This is a genomic window from Thermostichus sp. MS-CIW-23, assembly GCF_054059455.1.
Genome location: NZ_JBSSCC010000007.1, coordinates 67,475 through 86,154 on the forward strand (window position 1 = coordinate 67,475; position 18,680 = coordinate 86,154).

Below are 18,680 nucleotides of genomic sequence, written 5' to 3' on the forward strand. Positions count from 1 at the left end.
CACAGGCGCTTCTGAGGGCCAAGTTCAGGATGGGATGCAGGTACGGAAGTCAGGCCGTCTTGCCGAACTCTAACCCAGAAAGCTCTCCACCAACCCAGGCGGCGGCTGCACGTGAAGCGCGCCTTTTTCCAAATCCACGACGGGCACCAGGGCTTTCACAAAGGGGATCAACACCTGCCGGTGATCAGGGGTTGTTATCTCCAGCACATCCTGGCCGGCTGCCAAAATCCCCGAAACCTGTCCCAGCAGCTCCCCCTGGCGATAGACGGTCAAGCCGATGAGATCGCGGTAGTGGTACTCTTCCGGCTGCAAGGGCAAGCGGTGGGAAGCCGGTACCAGCAGCCTAGCCCCCACCCAGGTCTCAGCCACCGTTCGATTGGGGATCCCTTCCAGTCGCACCAAATAAAGACCCTTAGCCGGGAAAAACTGCCCCTCGATCAAGGGGTGCAGCAGGGGCTCGGGATCCGTATCCCGCTGCAACCAGCGTGGTCCAGGCTCTGTGAAGCGCTCTGGAAAATCCGACCAGCACCTAACCCGCAGCCAGCCCCGCAAGCCGTGGGCCGCCACCACCTGTCCCACCAGCAGCCAATCGGGATCCCGGGCCATCATGGTCGGTCAAACTCAGTCGAGCCGCGGAAAGTCCACTTCGGTTGGGAAAGAAGCCGGGGTACGCAGCTTCTGAGAGGCCGCCGCGCGAGATCCTTCCCCACCCTTGGCCACGTCCACCATGGAGAGCAGCCCTTGCAGGGTGCCAGGGATCGAATTGGGATCCATGAAGATTACCTTGGCGCTGGGACTGCTGCCTACCTTGAAGCCCATGTCGATATAGTTTTGCGCCATCAGGTATTGCAACGCATTGGCTGCCTCTGGATTCTCCCGCAGCGTGGCGGCGATGGTCTTGATGGCTTCAGCCGTGCCCTCAGCCAACAGCAGCCGCTCCCGTTTCTCCGCTTCTGCCCGCAATAGCTGCGCCTTGGCGGCCCCAGCCGCTTGGTTGATGCTGGCCTGCTGCTCCCCTTCTGATTTCAGAATGGCGGCCCGCTTCTCCCGCTCGGCAGCCATCTGCTTTTCCATCGAGTCTTGCACAGTCTTAGAGGGTTGAATGTCCCTGACTTCCACGCGCGTGATCTTGATCCCCCAGGGATCTGTGGCCTCGTCCAGCTCTGTCAAAAGGCGGGCGTTGATCTCGGCGCGGGAGGAAAAGGTTTGATCCAAATCCATGCGGCCAATTTCTGCCCGCAGAGCCGTCAGCACCAGGTTAACCAAAGCCCGCTGCACGTCCTCCACCGCATAGCGGGCCTTGATCATGTCGGTGATGCGCCAATAGACCACCGCATCGGCCATCAAAGAGACGTTGTCGCTGGTGATGCACTGCTGAGGAGGCACGTCCAACACCTTCTCGCGGATGGTTTCCTGGAACACAATCCTATCGATAGGGGGAAGAATAAAGTGCAATCCTGGGGTCAGCTTGCGATGAAACCTGCCCAAACGCTCCACCAATGCCTCATACCCCTGGCTGATGATTTTGACCGAGTTGAACAGGTAGCCGACAAAGATCAGGGCAATGGCCGCTAAGATACCTGGCATAGGGCTTTTCTCCTAAGGGGGAGTTCAGTCCCCATTCTAGACGGTTGCTGGGACTGCTCCCTTAGCTCAATCACATCTCAACAGAAACGCGATGGACCAAGTATGATCTGCAGCTCTGCGGAACGTCCGGAGCTTCTTAAGATTTTTCGGGCCGCAACCGACAACTTGAGGCCACCCAGCAGAAGTCTGGTGAGGGGATCCCGCCCATGAAACTGAGCAGCAGGAATCTAGAAGTTGCTTTGAACAAAATCTATGACGTGATCGTGGCCGGAGGAGGAGCAGGGGGGTTGTCGGCGGCAATCTATCTGGCTCGTTATGGATTGAGTTGCCTGGTGGTGGAGAAGGGCAGAGGCCGCTCTTTTTGGATGCAGGATTTGCGCAATTATCTGGGATTGCCTCCGACCACTCCCGGACGAGAGCTGTTGCGACAGGGAACAGAGCACGCCCTCAGTTTAGGGGTAGATTACCTGCGCGGTTTTGTGGAAGATGCCACCGATGAGGGAGACCTCTTTGCGGTCAAAGTCAAGGTGGGAAAAGTTAACAGCCTCTACCCCATTTTTCGGAGCAAATATCTGATTGCAGCAACCGGCATTATGGACGAGCTGCCTCAGTTGTCGGATATGCAGAATGTTTACGACTACGCCGGCTATTCACTGCATGTCTGTATGATCTGCGACGGCTATGAAATGCGGGATCAAAAGTCAGTGTTGATCGTCAATTCGGAAGATCGGATCAATACAGCTTTTGTCCTCAACTGGTTTACACCCTATATCTCGGTGTTGACCCACGGCCTCTGCTCGGTCGGCCCCGACATGCGCAAAAAACTGGCGGATCATGGCTACCCCCTCTACGAATCTCCTATTCGCCGCTTTCTTGGAGAAAACCATCAATTGCAGGGTGTGGAGCTGGAAGATGGCACTTACATCGAAGCAACTACCGGCTTGGTGGCGATGGGCGCCAGATACCACAATGCCTATTTGAAAGGGATCCCCGGCTTGAAATGGCAAGGGGAAAACCTGTTGACCGACGAGTGGTGTCGCACTGCCCATCCGCGGCTGTTTGCGCTGGGCGATTTGAAGCAGGGCCTGAACCAAGTGTCGATTGCGGTTGCCGATGGTACCTTAGCTGCCACAGCCATTTGGCGGGACATCCGACGGGCCTCGCCTGCACGTAAATGGGAAGAGCGGCTGCTCTCGCCACCTGGGATCCCAGGGCCTTCCGGATCCTCACTAAATTGATGGGCTCTATCGAGCTTGGGTGGCTTCTGTCCTATGATTGGTTGCGAAGGATTAAGCCATTCCATGCACTCTCTGAAAGCGTTGAAAGCGTTGATATTTTGCCTAGCCTTCCTACTGGTTGGACTGATCTACTACTGCACGGTAGAGGCCCAGCCTCTTTTTGAGCTGAACCTGACGGCCACCTCGGAATACAACCTCATTCTCCCCATTGAAAGCATTCGGGTGGTGCGCGGCGTCAATCCCCAAGATTTGCTCATTTATTTATCAGCTCCTTCGGCAGCCTGGATCCATCAAGAAGAGGTGAACGGGCATTATGTGATCGACATCCCCTACGGAGTCATTACCCATACAACAACCGTCGAGATTGCCTCGGATCTGCCCTATCGACTGAGCTGGGGCAACCAAAATGAGCAGACGGGGCGACTGTTGATTACCCCTGCTCCCCCTCGTGTGGAGGTGTTTCTGCAGCATAGCTGGATCCCGGATCCCGACTTTCTCGATCCGGCGGAAAACAGCCAACCTTTGCAACTGCCCTTGGAAGAAATGCTGGGGCCTTTACTGGAGGTGCCGCCTCGTTCTGCCTTTCTGACCATTGACGATGGCCCCTGGCCCCAATCCACCCCCCGACTTTTACAGGTTTTGGATGATCTTCAAATCCCGGCCACTTTCTTTGTTATCGGCACCCACGTTTCCCGATTTCCTGAATTGGCTCAATTGATCCAGGCCCATCACCACACCCTAGCCAATCACACTTTTACCCACGATTATCAACGTCTCTACGGAAGCAACGAGCTGTTTTATGCTGAGGTGGATCAGACAACCCAACTGCTCAAAACGCTGAACTTGGATCCCCAACTGGTTGTTCGCCCACCGGGAGGTTTTCGCCTAGATTCTGCTTTGCGTCGCTCTCTGGAGCAGGCAGGATATCGAGTTCTTTACTGGAACATGAGCCCGGAAGATGCTTACGCCGGCCAAAGTGCAGCCCAACTTTTGGAGCGTGTTCGAGCCCAGTTGCCGGCGATCCAGGCTTCCGATCAGCCCCTGGTTTTGCTGCTGCACGATCGCTGGCCCCACACCGCAGAGGCCCTGCCGGATATCGTCGCCGCTATTGAAGGGGCGGGCTATCGCTTTTTGCCCTGGCCGGCCTTCAGGGATCCCGTTTGAAGGGCTGGCAACAGGTTTTCTGGCTTGAGGACTCCGACCCGCCTTTGCCGGCTGGGGATGTTCAAAGAAGGGCTGCATCTCGCTCAGCTCAGCAGCGTTGCCCAGAGATGACGGCAGCCCGTACCTTGACAACCCTTTCCCCAAGTAGCACATTAAAAGTTTACAGGACTTGGCTGCGGGCCGAGGAAGATGAGCGAGAGGACATTATTCGATAAGGTGTGGGATGCCCATACGGTGCGGATTTTGCCCTCTGGGCAGACGCAGTTGTTCATCGGCCTGCACCTAATTCACGAGGTGACCAGCCCGCAGGCTTTTGCCATGCTGCGGGAGCGTCATCTGCCGGTTCTGTTTCCCGAGCGGACGGTGGCCACAGTGGATCACATCATTCCCACCGACAACCGGGCACGGCCTTTTGCGGATCCCTTGGCAGAGGAGATGATCCAGGAATTGGAGCGCAATTGCCGGCAATACGGCATCCGTTTCTACAACAGTGGCTCCGGTCGGCAGGGGATCGTGCATGTGATTGCCCCGGAGCAAGGGTTAACTCTGCCGGGGATGACCATCGCCTGTGGGGACAGCCACACCTCTACCCACGGGGCCTTTGGGGCCATTGCTTTTGGGATCGGCACCAGCCAGGTGCGAGACGTATTGGCCACCCAAACTTTGGCTTTGTCCAAGCTCAAGGTGCGCCGCATTGAGATCCACGGCAAGTTGGGGCCGGGAGTTTACGCTAAGGATGTAATTCTGCACATCATCCGCAAGCTGGGGGTCAAAGGCGGGGTGGGCTACGCCTACGAGTACGGGGGCAGTGCCATCGAAGCCATGAGCATGGAAGAGCGCATGACCCTCTGCAACATGTCCATCGAGGGAGGAGCCCGCTGTGGCTACGTCAACCCCGATGCGGTGACCTTTGAGTATTTGCGGGGGCGAGAGTTTGCCCCCCAGGGATCCGATTGGGAAGAGGCGGTAGCCTGGTGGAGAAGCCTGGCCAGCGATGGCGATGCCCGCTACGACGATGTGGTGGTCTTCCAAGCCGCAGACATTGCGCCGACGGTTACTTGGGGGATCACCCCCGGCCAAGGGATTGGGGTGGATGAGCGGATCCCTGCCCCCGAGGATCTGCCGGAAAGCGAGCGGGAACTGGCCAAAGAGGCCTACGCCTACATGGACTTGCAGCCGGGGGATCCCATTGTAGGGACACCGGTGGATGTCTGCTTCATCGGCAGTTGCACCAATGGCCGCTTGAGCGACCTGCGGGAGGCAGCCAAGATTGCCAAGGGGCGGCGGGTGGCCCCAGGGGTGAAGGCGTTTGTGGTGCCCGGCTCAGAACGGGTAAAGCAGGAAGCAGAACAGGAGGGCTTGCGGGAGATCTTCGAGGCGGCAGGGTTTGAGTGGCGGGATCCCGGTTGCTCCATGTGTTTGGCGATGAACCCGGATCGGCTGGTGGGGCGCCAGATCAGCGCCTCTTCTTCCAACCGCAACTTCAAGGGCCGCCAGGGATCCCCCAGCGGGCGTACTCTGCTCATGAGCCCGGCCATGGTGGCAGCAGCGGCAGTCAGCGGCAAGGTGGTGGATGTGCGGACACTGCTTTAACCAACCGTCTCTCAGGCATAGCGGGGACTGGATTTGAACCAGTGACCTTCGGGTTATGAGCCCGACGAGCTACCAGGCTGCTCTACCCCGCGGCGCTTTTCTAGCCTAGCTTGTCCTCCGGCTAACCGGCAAGCCTACGCCTAAGTTTCGCCCTTTTGTGTGGGTATTGTCTTCGGGGATCCCCGTCGCACCTGGATGAGCTGGGCGGTGATGCTGATGGCAATCTCGGCGGGGGTTTCGGCGTGGATCTCCAGACCGATGGGGGCAAAGAGCCGACTAAAGGCGGTCTCCGGGATCCCTTCCTGGGCCAGGGACAGGCCGCAGTGGCCCGCTCCGACGATCAGCAGGGTGGGGGAAGGGAGGAGGGGCTCGACCCAGGATCCCGCGAGGAGCTGTGGGCGGGATGGCAGGGGGGCAAAGTGCTCCGCACCGCTGTCGCTAAGGCTGAGGTAGGGGAACCCCTGAGGATGGAGGGGAGTGATCAGCCAAGCCCTTTGCCCTTGGGTCAGAGCCTGGAGGATCTGGGCCACCAACGTTTGGGCAAGGGATCCCTGCCATCGCTGTAGCCAAATGTGCATCCGTCCCCCGCAAACGCCCAGGGGAGGGCTGTTGAGATCGAGGGAAACCGGCATCCCAGCCGGCGAGGACTCCCCATCGCCATCGCCAACGGGAACAGCGGTCTGCAAAAGGGTTTGCGCTCGGGCAATGACTTCCGCTTCGGCAGCCCCACCGCCAACAGTGCCCAACAGGGTGCCATCGGATCCCACGGCCAGTTTTGCCCCCGCCTGGCGAGGCACAGATCCCTGGGTGCGGACCACCGTGGCCACCACCAGCGGCCCGCGGGAGAGCATGACTCTAGTCAATAATAAGCTCAACTATACTGAAAATAATGTATAAGAAAATAATGTATAATATGTTCAGTACGGATTACTACCAGTTGATCTTTCTGTTTACTTTCGAGTCTGCCAACATGGTAGCCAAAGCAAAGCAGAAAATTGGTAGTAAGACGACACGGAAACTGCGCTTTGGGTATTCTACTCAAAGCTTTGCGGGATACCGCCATTCTGTTTGGAAACAAGCAGAATGCTATCGCTGCATAGTTGAACAGTGATGTTCAGCAGTGTTCAGCGTAAATGTATCAGCATGTCTGCCAACTGTCGGGAAAAGGTCTCGTCCACCTCAGCCTCGGTTATGCCTACGGCACCCTAGCGGGAACGGTCAGGAACTCAATGATCAAGAAAGCCCCTCTAGGATGGCCTGATGGAAGGCAACCCGGAAAGCCTGGAATCCGTTCTCCTGCCGACCGTGGTAGACGGCGTTGGTGAGCAGCGTCACCACCAGCTCCCGCTCTGGATCGATCCACAGGGAGGTTCCGGTGAAGCCGGTGTGGCCGAAGGCGCTGGGGCTGAACGGGGAGCTGCTGGCCAAGGGATCCGGAGAGCGCAAGGCAAACCCCAAACCCCGGCGCTCGTGACAGCGGTGGGCATCACCTTGCCGAGGCAACTGCTCGCGGGTCATTTCCCTCACCGTTTGGGGCTGCAGCAGGGATCCCGTCAAAAAACTCTCCCCGAAAGCAGCTACTTCCTCTGCCGTGGCAAACAGTCCGGCATGGCCGGCGATCCCGCCCAGGCGGGCGGCATTTTCGTCGTGAACCTGCCCCTGCAGGCGGCGCTTTCGCCAAGGACACAGCTCGGTGGGGGCACAAGAGACAGAGACAGGGGGTGGGTCAAAGGGATCCCCTGGATAAAACTGAGTTTGGCTCAGGCCCAGAGGCTGCAAGATCCGGGCGTACAAGATCTGATCCAGACGGGTTCCGCTCAGACGTTCCAAAGCCAGCCCCAGCAGGATCAATCCAAGATCGCTGTAGACTGTGCGGGATCCCGGTCTGTAGGCCAAAAAGGTGTGCAAAGCCATGTGCCGGGCAGATTCGGCATCGGGCTGTCGAAAAAGGGGCCGCCAGGCGGGCAAACCGGCGGTGTGGGCCAGCAACTGCCGCACCGTCACCTGTTCTGTTGCAACAAGCTGGCCTAAGGATTCCGGTTCCACAGCAATCCATTTCCCCGGCTGCAGAGGATCTTCATAGGGGGCAATGGGGCGGGATCCCTGAAACTCCGGCAACAGGAGACTCACCGGTTGATCCAGCAGCAACGCTCCGGCTTCCACCAGGGCCATGCAGGCGGTGGCGGTGTAGAGCTTGGTCAGCGAGGCCAGGTCAAAACGGGTGGCCGAGGTTGTCGGTTGGCGCCGGGTCTCAGGGTCGAGATGGCCTGCCGCCCTTGAGTAGATACACCTTCCCTTGTGGCGGATGACCACCTGGGCAGCGGGGAAAAGGTGCGGAATGGCAGAGTTGAGCAGCCCCTCCAGCAAGGCTGGATCCCAACCCATCTGCTTCTCCTCCTGGCTTGGGGATCCCCAGTCCAACAAACAACTTGTAACGGTGTTTACAAAAGCCTACCGCTTCCCCAGCTAGGATGCCACCACGGCAGGCTACATCATCAAGGGATCCCGAGTGCGGCTGGAGTTGTTGCAAGCTTTTTTGAACGTGGTGGAAACGGGCAGCTTTTTGGCCGCTGCTCGCCTCAGCGGTCTGACCCAATCGGCCATTAGCCGCCAGATCCAGGCCCTGGAGGAAGCGGTGGGGGCTCCGCTGTTGCATCGCAAAAGCCCGGTGGCCCTAACTGTGGCCGGGGAACGGCTTTTGCCCCATGCCCGTCGCATCTGTCAAGAATGGCAGCGGGCTCAGGAAAGCATTCGAGAATGGCTGCAGGGCCAGCAAACTGAGCTCTGCATTGCCGGGATCCATTCCCTGATCGCCCATCAACTGCCGCCGGTGCTGCAACAGTTTTGCCGGGAGTACCCAGAGGTGCAGTTGCGGGTTACCGCTCTGGGCAGCGACCGCGCCTTGAAGGTGCTCAGGGATGGGCTGGTGGACGTGGCCCTGGTAATGGAGAATCCCCTGATGACCCGGGGGGCAGAACTGGTGGTGGAGCCACTGTACTCCGAGCCGATTCAAGTATTGATGCCCGCCACCCATCCCCTCAGCCGCTACGAGCGGATCCCCTGGAAGGTGCTGGCGGAGTATCCCCAGGCTGTGTTCAAGGATGGCTATGCTATGCGCTCCTTGGTGGGATCCCATCTGGCCCGGCAGGGGCTTCCCCTCAAAGCAGCCCTGGAACTGAACACCTTGGATGCCTTTCGGGGGGTGGTGCGACAGGGGCAGCTCATTGCCCTCCTGCCGGAGTCGGCCCTGGTGGACTGCTGCGCCGATCCGGATTTGCAGGTGCGGCCCACCGAGCCCCCCCTATTGAGGCGACAGGTGGTTATGGTTACCACCAGCGATCGCTATCGGATCCCTCCCATTCGCCGGTTTTTGCAGTTGGCCGCCCAGCTTATCAGGCAGTCTGGTAATGCTGAGCCTGCTTCCGGCGCAGATCCCCATTGGCCCTCTGCTGGGCTGTTGTCGGTTTTGTAGAGACCTTTTGTAGAAATTTCTGGTCAAATACCCATATCGGTAGTTTCAAGTGTTCCGCCCTTATCTCCCCCTATCCTGAGTAGCCCAGCGCTCCCGACCGCCGATGCTATGAGCCAAGAGTTTCGCGAGCTGTTGAAAAAAATCGGCAGCGGCACCCACACCCACCAGGATCTCAGCCGGGCAGAGGCCGCCAGCGCTGCTCGAATGCTCCTGCGGGGGGAGGCCACTCCCGCCCAGATCGGGGCTTTTTTAATTGCCCACCGCATCAAGCGCCCCACTGCCGAGGAGCTGGCCGGTATGTTGGATGCCTACGCAGAAGACGGCCCTCTTCTGCCCCGGCAGGATCTGCCTCATCCCTTGATCATCTTTGGCCATCCCTACGATGGCCGCTCGCGGACGGCACCGCTGGGGGTGCTGGTGGCTTTGCTGCTGGCAGCGGCAGGGTCAGCCGTTTTGCTGCATGGCTCTGGCTTCTGTCCCACCAAGTATGGGCTGCCTTTGGAAACGGTGTGGCGGAGCTTGGGGGTAGATTGGCGGGGGCTATCCCTGGAGCGGGTGGGGCAACTGCTGGAACAAACCGGGCTGGGATTTTTGTATTTGCCCACCTGTTTTCCCCAGGCTCAGGCTCTGATGGACTACCGGGATCAAATCGGCAAGCGCCCCCCCTTGGCCACCTTGGAGCTGGTCTGGACACCCTACCAAGGCCCCTTTCACCTGGTGGCCGGGTACGTGCATCCTCCCACCGAGGCCACGATGCTGGAGCTGTTTGCCCTGCGGGAGATTCGGCAATTCACCACCGTCAAAGGTTTGGAAGGCAGTTGCGACCTGCCGCGGGAACGGGCGGCCATTCTCAACCAGGGCGGGAAACGGCTGCTCTTGAAGGCCAGAGATTGCCACTTGGCAGGCCCGGAGATTCCTCTCTCCGGAGAGAAAGAGCTGCTCCGGCAGATGCAGCAGGTGCTCAGCGGGGATCCCTGTGAACTCACCCCAGCCGCTCTCTGGAATGGGGGTAGCTATCTGTGGCTCCTCGGCCACGCCCCATCCTTGCCAGAAGGGATCCAACAGGCGGAAGACCTGCTTCGCTCTGGACGGGTGATGGAGAAGCTGAAACAACTGATCCGGGTGATCGACCTCTCCTAGGGCTGGGATCCCCTGTTTTGATGGCTGGAGTCAAGCTCTCCAGCCCAGGAAAGAAAGCCCCCTGGCCAGCTCCAGGGGGCAAGAAGGGAAAGGTTGGATCCTTCAGGGCAACAACTCTTCGATGGCCTCCTCCTTGGTGTTGGTGCGGCGGGAGAGGGTGCGGCGGTCGAAAGTCATGTGGATCTCCCGGTTTTGCTCGCCATCGGCAGCCACCGCAAAGATGGGGAAGTCGATGTTGCCGTCTGGGAAGGCCATGTGGAAGCGGAAGGTGCCATCGGGGTTGAGCTGGATCTTCCGCCCGCCAATGGTGACGGTGGCATCCGGCTCTGTGGCCCCATAGACAATCAGCTCGGCATCGGCCACCAGCCAGAACTTGCGAGAGCGCTGCGGCAGCACTTCGGAAGCCCCCGAGAACAGGCCCAAGCCGGATCCCGAAGCCATCCAAGGAGCAGCAGGCACTTCGGCCATGGCCATCCCCATCATGCCCACACCCGAGGGGATGATAAACGAGCTGATGGCCTGCTCGGGCACCAATTGGCGGCTGCCCATCTGGTGGCTGCCAAACAGGGATCCCGCCACCCGCATCGCCTCAAAGCCACCCACCATTTCCAGGAAGGGATCGACCGTGGCACCCTGCTGCGGCTCATCGCCCTTGTAGGCCACCACGCCCATGCCGGTGGCGCTGCGCTTGTAGGGCTCGCTGAGCTGGTAGAGGGTGCGGCCCTGCAGGGCCATATCGAAGGGCACCGTCAGGAAATGCTCTTCAAACCAGTCGGAGGGAAAGACCGGCGGCACCATCACCGCCGCCGAGCGGGCCAACATCAGCCAGCGGCCATCTGCCGTCCGGTAGCCAATTTCCACAATGTAGGAACGATCGCTCACCGGGATCGGCAAATACCACTCCCGCGCCAACTCATCACAGGGGTACTCCTGCATGCTGTGGGCCGGCTGGTAGCTGAAATCGATATCCGTCACATCGTAGAGGCGCAGCGCCAACTGTTGGCCGCCCTCGCGGCGCTTGCTTTCTTTAGCCTCGTTGGGCACATCCCAATAGGCGTAGGCCCACTGGGGATCCCGCGGCAGCAAAACGATGCGGCTTTCCCCATAGCCCTCCGGCAGATCCCCCAGCCCTTTGTCCACATCGGCCAGATCCGTCTTGCCGGCAACCTCTTGACCCCTAAACTTCGTTTGGGTGACCGATTCTTGCCCCTTGGGCTCCGGCATGGCATCGACAGGGCGGCCAGCTTTGACTTGGGCCTCTCGAATGGCCTCAATCAGCTGGTCTTTGGTCATGCGGCTGTACTTGGGGATCTGATAGCGGGCAGCTTCTTCCCGCAACTGCCGGATGGTCATTTCTTCCAACGGGATCCGCTCTTGTGGCATGGTCGGGGTCTCCTGTCTTCGACAAATCGGGCTTCGTGCAATGCTCCAGCTTTTGTCCTATGGGCCGATCCCAGCTTGTGGTTCTGAGGACAACCTTGAACCTGCTGATGTATCGGCTTGCCTCGGGCTCTCCAGCCGCTGATGACCACAGGTGGGGATCAACGGGGATCATCAAGAATGATGAACCCATGTTTGCGTATTTTTGCCTGTCGGTCAAGACCCTGGGGATCGCTGGGGATCAATCTCTTGTTCTCCGACCCACCTTTAGGGAGAGGCCAGGAGCCCCAGCTGCTCTCAAGCCAAGGGGAAGACTGCGCGGGATCCCCTGCCGAACCGGCCCTGCCTGGGTAGCATGGGGGAGGATGAGCGGTTGCCGAGCGGGCCGCAGGTTTTGAGGCCAAGAGGTGTGGGCATGAGGTGGTGGAAGTATAGGATTCAAGGCATACGGATCCAAGGGAGCTGGGCAGCGCTGGGGATCCTGCTGGCGGGGCCGGTCTTGCCGGTGGAAGCTGTGGATGCCCAAACGCTGTTTCCTCCCCTTTACCGCTTGCAAGGGGGATCCCCTACCCTGCCCGCTTCTGAAGCAACGCCCTGGCGTCCAGTAACCCAGGATTCTGTTCCGCTCCCACAAACAGATCAAGCCGATCCAAAAGTCCAGCCGGCCCAACCCGGCCATGGAGAAGTGGCAGAAGGCCCGGTTTTCGATCTGGATCTGTTGCGGCAGTTCGGCACCAGCCCTGGCGGCAGTGGCTCTGGATCCCGGCAGGGGGAAGTGATCGGGCCGGGCAGCGGCCAGAGTGGGGTGCGCGGAGCCAGTCCTGGCTCAGGGGTGGGCACAGGCCAAGGGCCAGGGGGCGGAACGGGTCTGGAGGCGGGATCCCAGCGGCGGGAACCGCAAGTGACAGGGTTGATTGTGGATGCACGAGGCTTGGATTTCTTGCCTAGCCAGTCAATGCGCTTGTTTGATCCCGATGGCAATCAAGTCTATACCCCCGTTACTCTTGGCCAAGACCTCAACGCGGCCTTTGTGGGCAGCGAGGGCACAGCTGCCTATGCCACCTCGGAAGAGCAGGCCCGCTCACTGGTGAACCGCATCGGGGAACGGCCTCACCGCATTCGTGCCATCCGCACCCTGGGCTACGACCTGGTGATTTCCGCCGAAGATGCTTTTAGTCTGCGCCAGATGAATGCGACAGATGGCTTTCTGGATCGCTTTGCTGTGGTGGTCATCTGGGATGGCAGCCAAGCCAGTCTCCCCTGAGGCCCAGGGATCCCAGCATGGCCATCAAAGCACAGGACAGAGGAATGCTAGCCTAGCAAAAGTGCTCTGTCTGCACCACCCGCACCACCTCCAGCGGGGTTGATATCTTCCTGGGGATCCCAGCCTTATGCAACGGTTTGCCAACCAACCTCTGCGGGAACATCCCCACCTGGCGGTGTTTTCCTCCAGCAAGGTGGGCAATTTTGTGGTTACCATCCCGCTGTTGCGGGGCCTCAAGGAAAAATACCCCGGCTGTGTGCTGGATTTTTTTGGCAGCGAGATTACCCGCGACTTTGAGCTCCACTGCCCCTACATCGACTTCAGCTTTCCTCTCTACAGCCGTCGTCCCGATTACCTCGAGGCCCTGACCGCTGCTGTGCGAGAACGGGTGACCCAGGCCGGCCCCTACGACTTGGCCATCAATTGCGACGAGTTTAGCGAGCTCAACCTGGTGGCGGTAACGGCCCTGCGCCCCCAGTACATTGCCGGGGCCGGCTTGACTCTGGATTTTCGCCGCAAGTTGGACCCCGGCTCCGACCCGGTGCAGCGCATGCTCCAAGACGACGACTGGAACAGCCTGGAGTTTTTGCAGCGCTACAAAGATATCCTCACCAGCAACTACATCGCCGAAATCTTCTGTCGCCTGGCGTACGTGGAGACGGATTTTTTCCGCCTGGAGCTGCCCAGCCGGGATCCCGGTTTTCCGGTGCCAGAGGTCTTGGTGCACATCACCACTACCCGCCGCGCCAAGATGTGGCCTCTGGAGTACTGGCGGCAGGTGATCCAGTGGTGCCAAGGCCAGGGCCTGCAGGTGGGGCTAATCGGCAGCGCGCCGGAGCTGCAGCGATCCCTCTACCACGGCGGCAGCAGCGAAGACGAACTGCTGGCGCAAACGGGAATGGTTGACCTGCGGGGCAAAACCAGCCTCATGGAGCTGGCGGGGGCCCTGAAGCGGGCGCGGGTGTGTATCTCCGTGGATGCGGGGCCGATGCACATCGCGGCGGCAGTGGGCTGTCCCACCATTGCCCTGTTTGGCAACGATGCCGATGGGGATGGGGCCAGCCCGGTGCGACTGTGGGCTCCTCGTCTGCCCCACGTCTATCTCACCCAAACCGCCTACAAGTGCCGGGTCTGCGCAGAGAACAAGTTCAAAAACGAAACCTGCCTGGTGGAGGGTCATCCCTGTATGGCCCATCTCAAGCCGGAAACGGTCATCGGCTACTTGAAAGAGATTCTCAAGCAAACCTAGAGGTTCCACGCCCTCACCCCCAGCCCCTCTCCCAAAGAGAGAGGGGAGCTATGGAGCGACGGGGTGAGTTGTTTCATGGCTACTTGAAATGGCCATGTCTTGGGATCCCCATCTTTTTCCCCCTGGGAATCAGGGGGGCCGGTGGGCAGCAAGGAGTGCCCAGGGGCGCAGTTCGGATCCCTGGAAGTCCGTTTAAGCTGAGAGTTCAAGGCTGAAAACTTAGTGCCTAAACCATTTGGGTGTGAGCTGTGACTTTGGAGATGTGGTATCGCCACCAGCTGAGCCGCTTTGCAGAGTGGGGAAAAATAAGGCTCTGGCAAGGAGTTGCCCTGAAGCTGCTGGCCACCGCTTGCTTTGCCTGTTTAGGGGCGATCATCCGGCTCAACACTCCCGCCCTTCATCCGTTTCAGATTGTTTTTTTGCGCAACCTATTCGGGTTTCTCACCCTGTCACCGCTGGTGTTGCGGGCTGGGATCCAGTCTCTGCACACCGCCAAGATGGAGTTTTACCTCCTGCGCTCGGCGATCAGCACGGTGGGGATGTTGCTCTCCTTTTGGGCAGCCAGCCTGTTGCCTCTGGCAGAAGCTACGGCGCTGAGCTTTGTTCAACTTTTGTTTGCCGGCACGATGGCGGTATGGGTGTTGGGCGAGCAGATGCGCTCGTCCCGCTGGCTGGGATTGGGCCTGGGGTTTGCCGGGGCTTTGGTGATGTTGAGGCCAGGCTTCCGAGAGTTTTCTCTGGGAACAGGGCTGGCCTTGGGGGCGGCAGCACTCTTTGCCTGGGTGACCATCGTGCTCAAGATCCTCTCCCGTACTGAGTCCAGCCTCACCATCACGGCCTACATGGGCCTGCTGCAGACCCCCCTTTCCTTTCTGGCTGCCGTCTGGGTTTGGACCTGGCCTTCTCCTGAGCAGTGGCTGTGGATGGTGGCCATGGGGCTACTGGGCAGCATTGGCCAGGTGGCCCTCGCCCAGGCCTACAAGCTGGCTGAGGTGACGATGCTGCTGCCTCTGGATTTCTCTCGTCTGCTCTGGGCCAGCTTAATCGGGTTTTGGGTGCTGGCTGAGATCCCCGATGGATGGACTTGGATGGGCGGAGCCTTGATCTTGGTGGGCGCCACCTCTGGAGCCTACGGCGAAGCCCGCCTGCCCACAATGCCGACCCAGGCCCGTACCGGCGGAGTTGGATAGCAGACAGATATCCTCTGCCAGGACTTACAGCCGAGGGAGAACAGGGCTGGAGCTGGTCAGGTCTGTGGTGGTAAGGGCCACCAACAGGGCTTCTGGACTGACGGGGAAGGGCAGGTGGTGGATGTCGGATCCTGGCTGGCAGGCCACTTGGGCAGCATGCAGCAGGTCGGCGGATCCCAAGTGACCTAGCTTGAGATCCCGCAAGTTGAGGGGCAGCCCCACCTGGCGGTAGAACTCCAGCAACTGGGTACGTGCTGCCAGCGCCAACTGGCTTCCCTGCAGGATCTCTTCTAGGCGGAGCTGGGCCAAAATGCCGAAAGCCACCTTCTCGCCGTGCAGGGTGGCCCGGTGCCCCGACAAGTGGGTTAGCCCGTTGTGGACAGCGTGGGCGGCCACGGTGCGACACTTAGCCCCACCCATGCCGCCGACGATCCCCGCCAGGCAGATGCAGGCATCCACCACCTGCTTCCAAGCGGTTCCGCCCGGCTCCCGCAGGGCCGCCGCCGATTGCTGGAGAAGCAAATCCCGCAAGACACGGGCTTGCTGCACTGCCCCAATCACCAGGGCATCTTCCGATGCGCCGCTGCTGACAGAAGACTCGTACCACTTGGCCAAGGCATCTCCGATCCCGGCTACCAAGGTGCGAGGGGGAGCCTGACGAATGAGGTCGTAGTCCAAGATCAAGGCGGCTGGGGCCTGATCCAAGGCCACATCCCGCTGAAAAGCGCCGCTGTCGGAGTAGATATTGGATAGGGCGCTCCAGGCGGCACAGGTGGCCGCAGAGGTGGGCACGGTAACCACCGGGATCCCCAATCTGTGGGCCACTAGCTTGGCCGTATCCAGTGCCTTGCCACCCCCCACTCCTAAGATGCCGGTTACCGATTCCGCCGTGGCCAGCGCCTGCAAACGCGCCAGCTCGGACTCGCTGCAGTCTACCCCGTAGGTAGTCCAGTGAACTTGGAGGGCGGGATCCCGGGCGAAATTGCGCTGCAGAGGGGACTCAACCACAGCCAAGGAGCGTTCCCCCCCGATCACCAGCACACGGGATCCCAGCACGGTGAGGGGCACAGCTTCCAGAACGCCGCTGCCGCGGTACAGCCGACCTGGGGCCGGAATGGCAAGATCCAATTGGCAAGGAGAGGCGCTCAGCATTGCAAGAATGGGCGAGAAATCAGCATTGCAAGAATGGGCGAGAAAAAGGACTCCGTCCCGCTATCGCGAATAGCTCAGTGTTCGTAATACAGATAACGATCCTAGCCGAAAAAAGGGCTGCGCGCTGCTGACGCGAACGCAGATGGCTCACCCAAGGTCTGGCTATAGTTAAGCTGTTCATCCCCTCAACTCTGCAGCCTCTAAGGTCTCTGGCCCCCTGACACGTTCGCAGAAGTGTCGCGTAGCGACAACAGTTCTCAGCAAGGGATCCCACCATGAACCCCACAACTCAACATCAGCTCATGCTCAAAATTGTGGCCGGCTCTGCTTGGGCCGATGGGCATTTGGAACCCCAGGAATTGGCCTACTTGGGATCCCTGCTGCGCCGCTATGGTTTGGAGCACGATACCGAGCTGCGAGAAGTAAACTACCCGACCCTGACCTTCGCAGTACAGGGCGGGCTTTCGGTAGCCCTGCAGTTGGCAAGCCAACCACGAGCCTCTGGGGTGGTTTACAGCACCCCCAATCGACCGTTACCAGTGCCTTAAACAACCGTTTCTGGTGTCCGCAGTACAATTATAACCATGGAGGCGGACTTTCCTCTCGACACCGACCCTACGGGTACAGTGCGGGGCTCCCGCGATTTCTAGCTGATCCAAGAGCCCATCCCGATGGAGCAAACCGAGCGCTGGATGGCCGATTATCTTGCCCAGGCCAGCGAAACCGAGCGCATGCAACTTTTGGGAGCAATCGGCAACCTGATGATCGCGGACAACACGGTCTCTCCAGAAGAGCACACCCTCTTGGATGACTACTACACCCTCATGGCCGGGATCCCGGCTCGTCCAGAAGCTGCACCCAACCTGGTGAAGGGCGTTGGGCAATTTTTCCGGCGCATGGCTAAGGCTGTGGGGAGCAGGTGAGCGGGAAATCTGCGCTCTGGGCTTCAAGGATCCATGCTTTTGGAGAGCTCCTTCCCTTGCTGCTCCGCACCGCTGGCGCAAGAGTGTATCAGTCTGTACAGTTGTTCCCCAATGGTCTGGATCCCACTGACAATGCGCTCCTCGGGTTGGTAGCTGAAGGCCAGGCGCAGAGCATGGTCTCCTTGGCCGTCGGCAAAGCAGTGGGTGCCCGGTAGGAAGGTGACCCCCAGGGCACGGGTAGCCTGCAACAAGGTGCTGGCGCTTAGGAAAGGGGGCAGCTCACACCAGACGAAAAATCCACCCCCAGGGGCCTCCACCTTGACTTCGGGCGGAAAATATTGAGCGATGGCCTCCAGCATCACCTGGCACTTTTCTCGGTAGCGACGGGTGAGGAGTTGAATGTGGCTTTGCAGACGGCCCTCCCCGCAATAGCGGGCCACCACCCGGCCCAAAAAGGGCCCCAGGGATCCCTCGCTGCGAAACATCTCCAAGCGGCGGATGATCTCAGGGTGACCACAGGCCCAACCCACCCGCACCCCCGGCACCACAATCTTGGAGAAGGTGCCCACGTGCAGAACCCAGCCTTCCTGATCCAGGGAAGCCAAGCTGGGCAAGGGATCCCCGGCAAAGCGCAGGTCGTAGTAGGCCTCGTCCTCCACCACCACCACACCGTACTCAGCTGCCAACTGCACCAATTTCTGCCGCCGTGGCCCAGAGAGGGTGCAGCCTTTGGGGTTTTGGGAGGTGGGAATGGTATAGACAAATCGGGGGCGGATCCCTTGGCGAGCCAGATCGCGCAGCACCTCTTCCAGGCGATCCACCACCATGCCTTCCCCATCCACCGGAATCGAGATCAGACGCGCTCCTGCCGCCGCAAAACGGCTGACAGCCCCCATGAAGGTGGGCCCTTCCACAATGACTACATCCCCCGGCTCCACGAAGACCTGAGGCAGTAGGCCGAGGATCTGCCCAGAGCCATAGCCGATCAGTAGGTTTTCCGGCTGGGCCTCTACCCCTCTATCCCGCATCAACTGCAGCACCACGTTGATCAGCCCGGCAAACGTGCCGCCGTAATTGAGGGCATTGTCCCCATCTTCCGCCAACACCTCCGCCGTGGCCCGCGCCAAGTCGGCCTTGGGAAACAGGCGCGGATCCGCCAGCCCAAAAGTAAAACTGGTAACCACCGGCGCTGCACCTGGGATCTCCGCCCCGAAAGGAGAAGGGATCACAGCCTGAGCCCGTTGGGCAAAAAGGGTTTGCAACAAGGGCCGCGAAGTGCTACGCGGTGCCGATGCGGACGAGGTCTGGGTCATGGCGAGCAAGAGAAA

The 18,680-nt window shown here is 59.9% G+C and carries 17 protein-coding genes and 1 tRNA gene; 10 read left to right on the forward strand and 8 right to left on the reverse strand.

Annotation, left to right across the window (positions count from 1 at the left end):
- Positions 1–69: 69 nt before the first annotated feature.
- Together rimM and ACVW0B_RS04320 are read right to left on the reverse strand one after the other, a co-directional pair.
- Positions 70–609: a ribosome maturation factor RimM gene (rimM, locus tag ACVW0B_RS04315; RefSeq protein WP_457491031.1), complete on the reverse strand. Its 540-nt coding sequence runs from the start codon at positions 607–609 to the stop codon at positions 70–72.
- A 12-nt stretch (positions 610–621) separates the two neighbouring features.
- Positions 622–1,587 (reverse strand): SPFH domain-containing protein, encoded by a 966-nt coding sequence (locus ACVW0B_RS04320; protein WP_457491032.1) that lies wholly within the window; start codon positions 1,585–1,587, stop codon positions 622–624.
- A gap of 206 nt (positions 1,588–1,793) precedes the next feature.
- Between ACVW0B_RS04320 and ACVW0B_RS04325 the strand changes: the two genes are divergently transcribed.
- From ACVW0B_RS04325 to leuC, 3 genes are all read left to right on the forward strand, one after another.
- The gene (locus ACVW0B_RS04325; RefSeq protein WP_457491033.1) at positions 1,794–2,825 is read left to right on the forward strand and encodes an NAD(P)/FAD-dependent oxidoreductase; all 1,032 of its coding nucleotides are present in this window, start codon (positions 1,794–1,796) and stop codon (positions 2,823–2,825) included.
- Positions 2,826–2,888: 63 nt separating this feature from the next.
- Entirely contained in the window at positions 2,889–3,989 is a 1,101-nt protein-coding gene (locus ACVW0B_RS04330) for a polysaccharide deacetylase family protein (protein ID WP_457491034.1), read from the forward strand.
- A 189-nt stretch (positions 3,990–4,178) separates the two neighbouring features.
- A complete protein-coding gene (gene leuC, locus ACVW0B_RS04335) occupies positions 4,179–5,582 on the forward strand; it encodes a 3-isopropylmalate dehydratase large subunit (RefSeq protein WP_414522598.1) in 1,404 nt (467 codons plus the stop codon).
- Positions 5,583–5,600: 18 nt separating this feature from the next.
- On the opposite strand, the gene ACVW0B_RS04340 is transcribed toward leuC, so the two are convergent.
- The 3 genes from ACVW0B_RS04340 to ACVW0B_RS04350 all read right to left on the reverse strand — a co-directional run bounded on the left by ACVW0B_RS04340 (position 5,601) and on the right by ACVW0B_RS04350 (position 7,967).
- A tRNA-Met gene (locus ACVW0B_RS04340) sits at positions 5,601–5,674 on the reverse strand.
- 48 nt (positions 5,675–5,722) lie between these two features.
- On the reverse strand, positions 5,723–6,445 hold the full coding sequence (locus ACVW0B_RS04345; RefSeq protein WP_457491035.1) for an XdhC family protein: 723 nt from the start codon (positions 6,443–6,445) through the stop codon (positions 5,723–5,725).
- Positions 6,446–6,815: 370 nt separating this feature from the next.
- Positions 6,816–7,967, reverse strand: coding sequence for a serine hydrolase domain-containing protein (locus tag ACVW0B_RS04350; RefSeq protein WP_457491036.1), 1,152 nt, complete (start codon positions 7,965–7,967; stop codon positions 6,816–6,818).
- 124 nt (positions 7,968–8,091) lie between these two features.
- Here ACVW0B_RS04350 and ACVW0B_RS04355 point away from each other — a divergent pair, with 124 nt between their 5' ends.
- Together ACVW0B_RS04355 and ACVW0B_RS04360 are read left to right on the forward strand one after the other, a co-directional pair.
- Positions 8,092–9,054 (forward strand): LysR family transcriptional regulator, encoded by a 963-nt coding sequence (locus tag ACVW0B_RS04355; RefSeq protein ID WP_414343887.1) that lies wholly within the window; start codon positions 8,092–8,094, stop codon positions 9,052–9,054.
- 108 nt (positions 9,055–9,162) lie between these two features.
- Entirely contained in the window at positions 9,163–10,194 is a 1,032-nt protein-coding gene (locus ACVW0B_RS04360; protein ID WP_457491037.1) for an anthranilate phosphoribosyltransferase family protein, read from the forward strand.
- Positions 10,195–10,296: 102 nt separating this feature from the next.
- Here the strand turns inward: ACVW0B_RS04360 and ACVW0B_RS04365 are convergent, their stop codons facing one another.
- Positions 10,297–11,577, reverse strand: coding sequence for a DUF4912 domain-containing protein (locus tag ACVW0B_RS04365; RefSeq protein ID WP_414407086.1), 1,281 nt, complete (start codon positions 11,575–11,577; stop codon positions 10,297–10,299).
- 412 nt (positions 11,578–11,989) lie between these two features.
- Between ACVW0B_RS04365 and ACVW0B_RS04370 the strand changes: the two genes are divergently transcribed.
- The 3 genes from ACVW0B_RS04370 to ACVW0B_RS04380 all read left to right on the forward strand — a co-directional run bounded on the left by ACVW0B_RS04370 (position 11,990) and on the right by ACVW0B_RS04380 (position 15,277).
- Complete coding sequence (locus ACVW0B_RS04370) at positions 11,990–12,838, forward strand: hypothetical protein (protein ID WP_414351624.1); 849 nt, start codon at positions 11,990–11,992, stop codon at positions 12,836–12,838.
- Positions 12,839–12,965: 127 nt separating this feature from the next.
- The gene (locus ACVW0B_RS04375; RefSeq protein WP_457491038.1) at positions 12,966–14,087 is read left to right on the forward strand and encodes a glycosyltransferase family 9 protein; all 1,122 of its coding nucleotides are present in this window, start codon (positions 12,966–12,968) and stop codon (positions 14,085–14,087) included.
- Between the two features lie 248 nt (positions 14,088–14,335).
- Entirely contained in the window at positions 14,336–15,277 is a 942-nt protein-coding gene (locus ACVW0B_RS04380; RefSeq protein ID WP_457491039.1) for a DMT family transporter, read from the forward strand.
- A gap of 24 nt (positions 15,278–15,301) precedes the next feature.
- Here the strand turns inward: ACVW0B_RS04380 and ACVW0B_RS04385 are convergent, their stop codons facing one another.
- Positions 15,302–16,429: an iron-containing alcohol dehydrogenase family protein gene (locus ACVW0B_RS04385; RefSeq protein ID WP_457491040.1), complete on the reverse strand. Its 1,128-nt coding sequence runs from the start codon at positions 16,427–16,429 to the stop codon at positions 15,302–15,304.
- 275 nt (positions 16,430–16,704) lie between these two features.
- Between ACVW0B_RS04385 and ACVW0B_RS04390 the strand changes: the two genes are divergently transcribed.
- Entirely contained in the window at positions 16,705–16,977 is a 273-nt protein-coding gene (locus ACVW0B_RS04390) for a tellurite resistance TerB family protein (protein ID WP_041436116.1), read from the forward strand.
- Positions 16,978–17,100: 123 nt separating this feature from the next.
- Positions 17,101–17,352 carry a hypothetical protein gene (locus ACVW0B_RS04395; protein ID WP_457395888.1) on the forward strand — a complete coding sequence of 84 codons (252 nt, stop codon included), beginning with the start codon at positions 17,101–17,103 and terminating at the stop codon, positions 17,350–17,352.
- 23 nt (positions 17,353–17,375) lie between these two features.
- Here the strand turns inward: ACVW0B_RS04395 and ACVW0B_RS04400 are convergent, their stop codons facing one another.
- Positions 17,376–18,665 (reverse strand): aminotransferase-like domain-containing protein, encoded by a 1,290-nt coding sequence (locus ACVW0B_RS04400; RefSeq protein WP_457491041.1) that lies wholly within the window; start codon positions 18,663–18,665, stop codon positions 17,376–17,378.
- Positions 18,666–18,680: the final 15 nt, after the last annotated feature.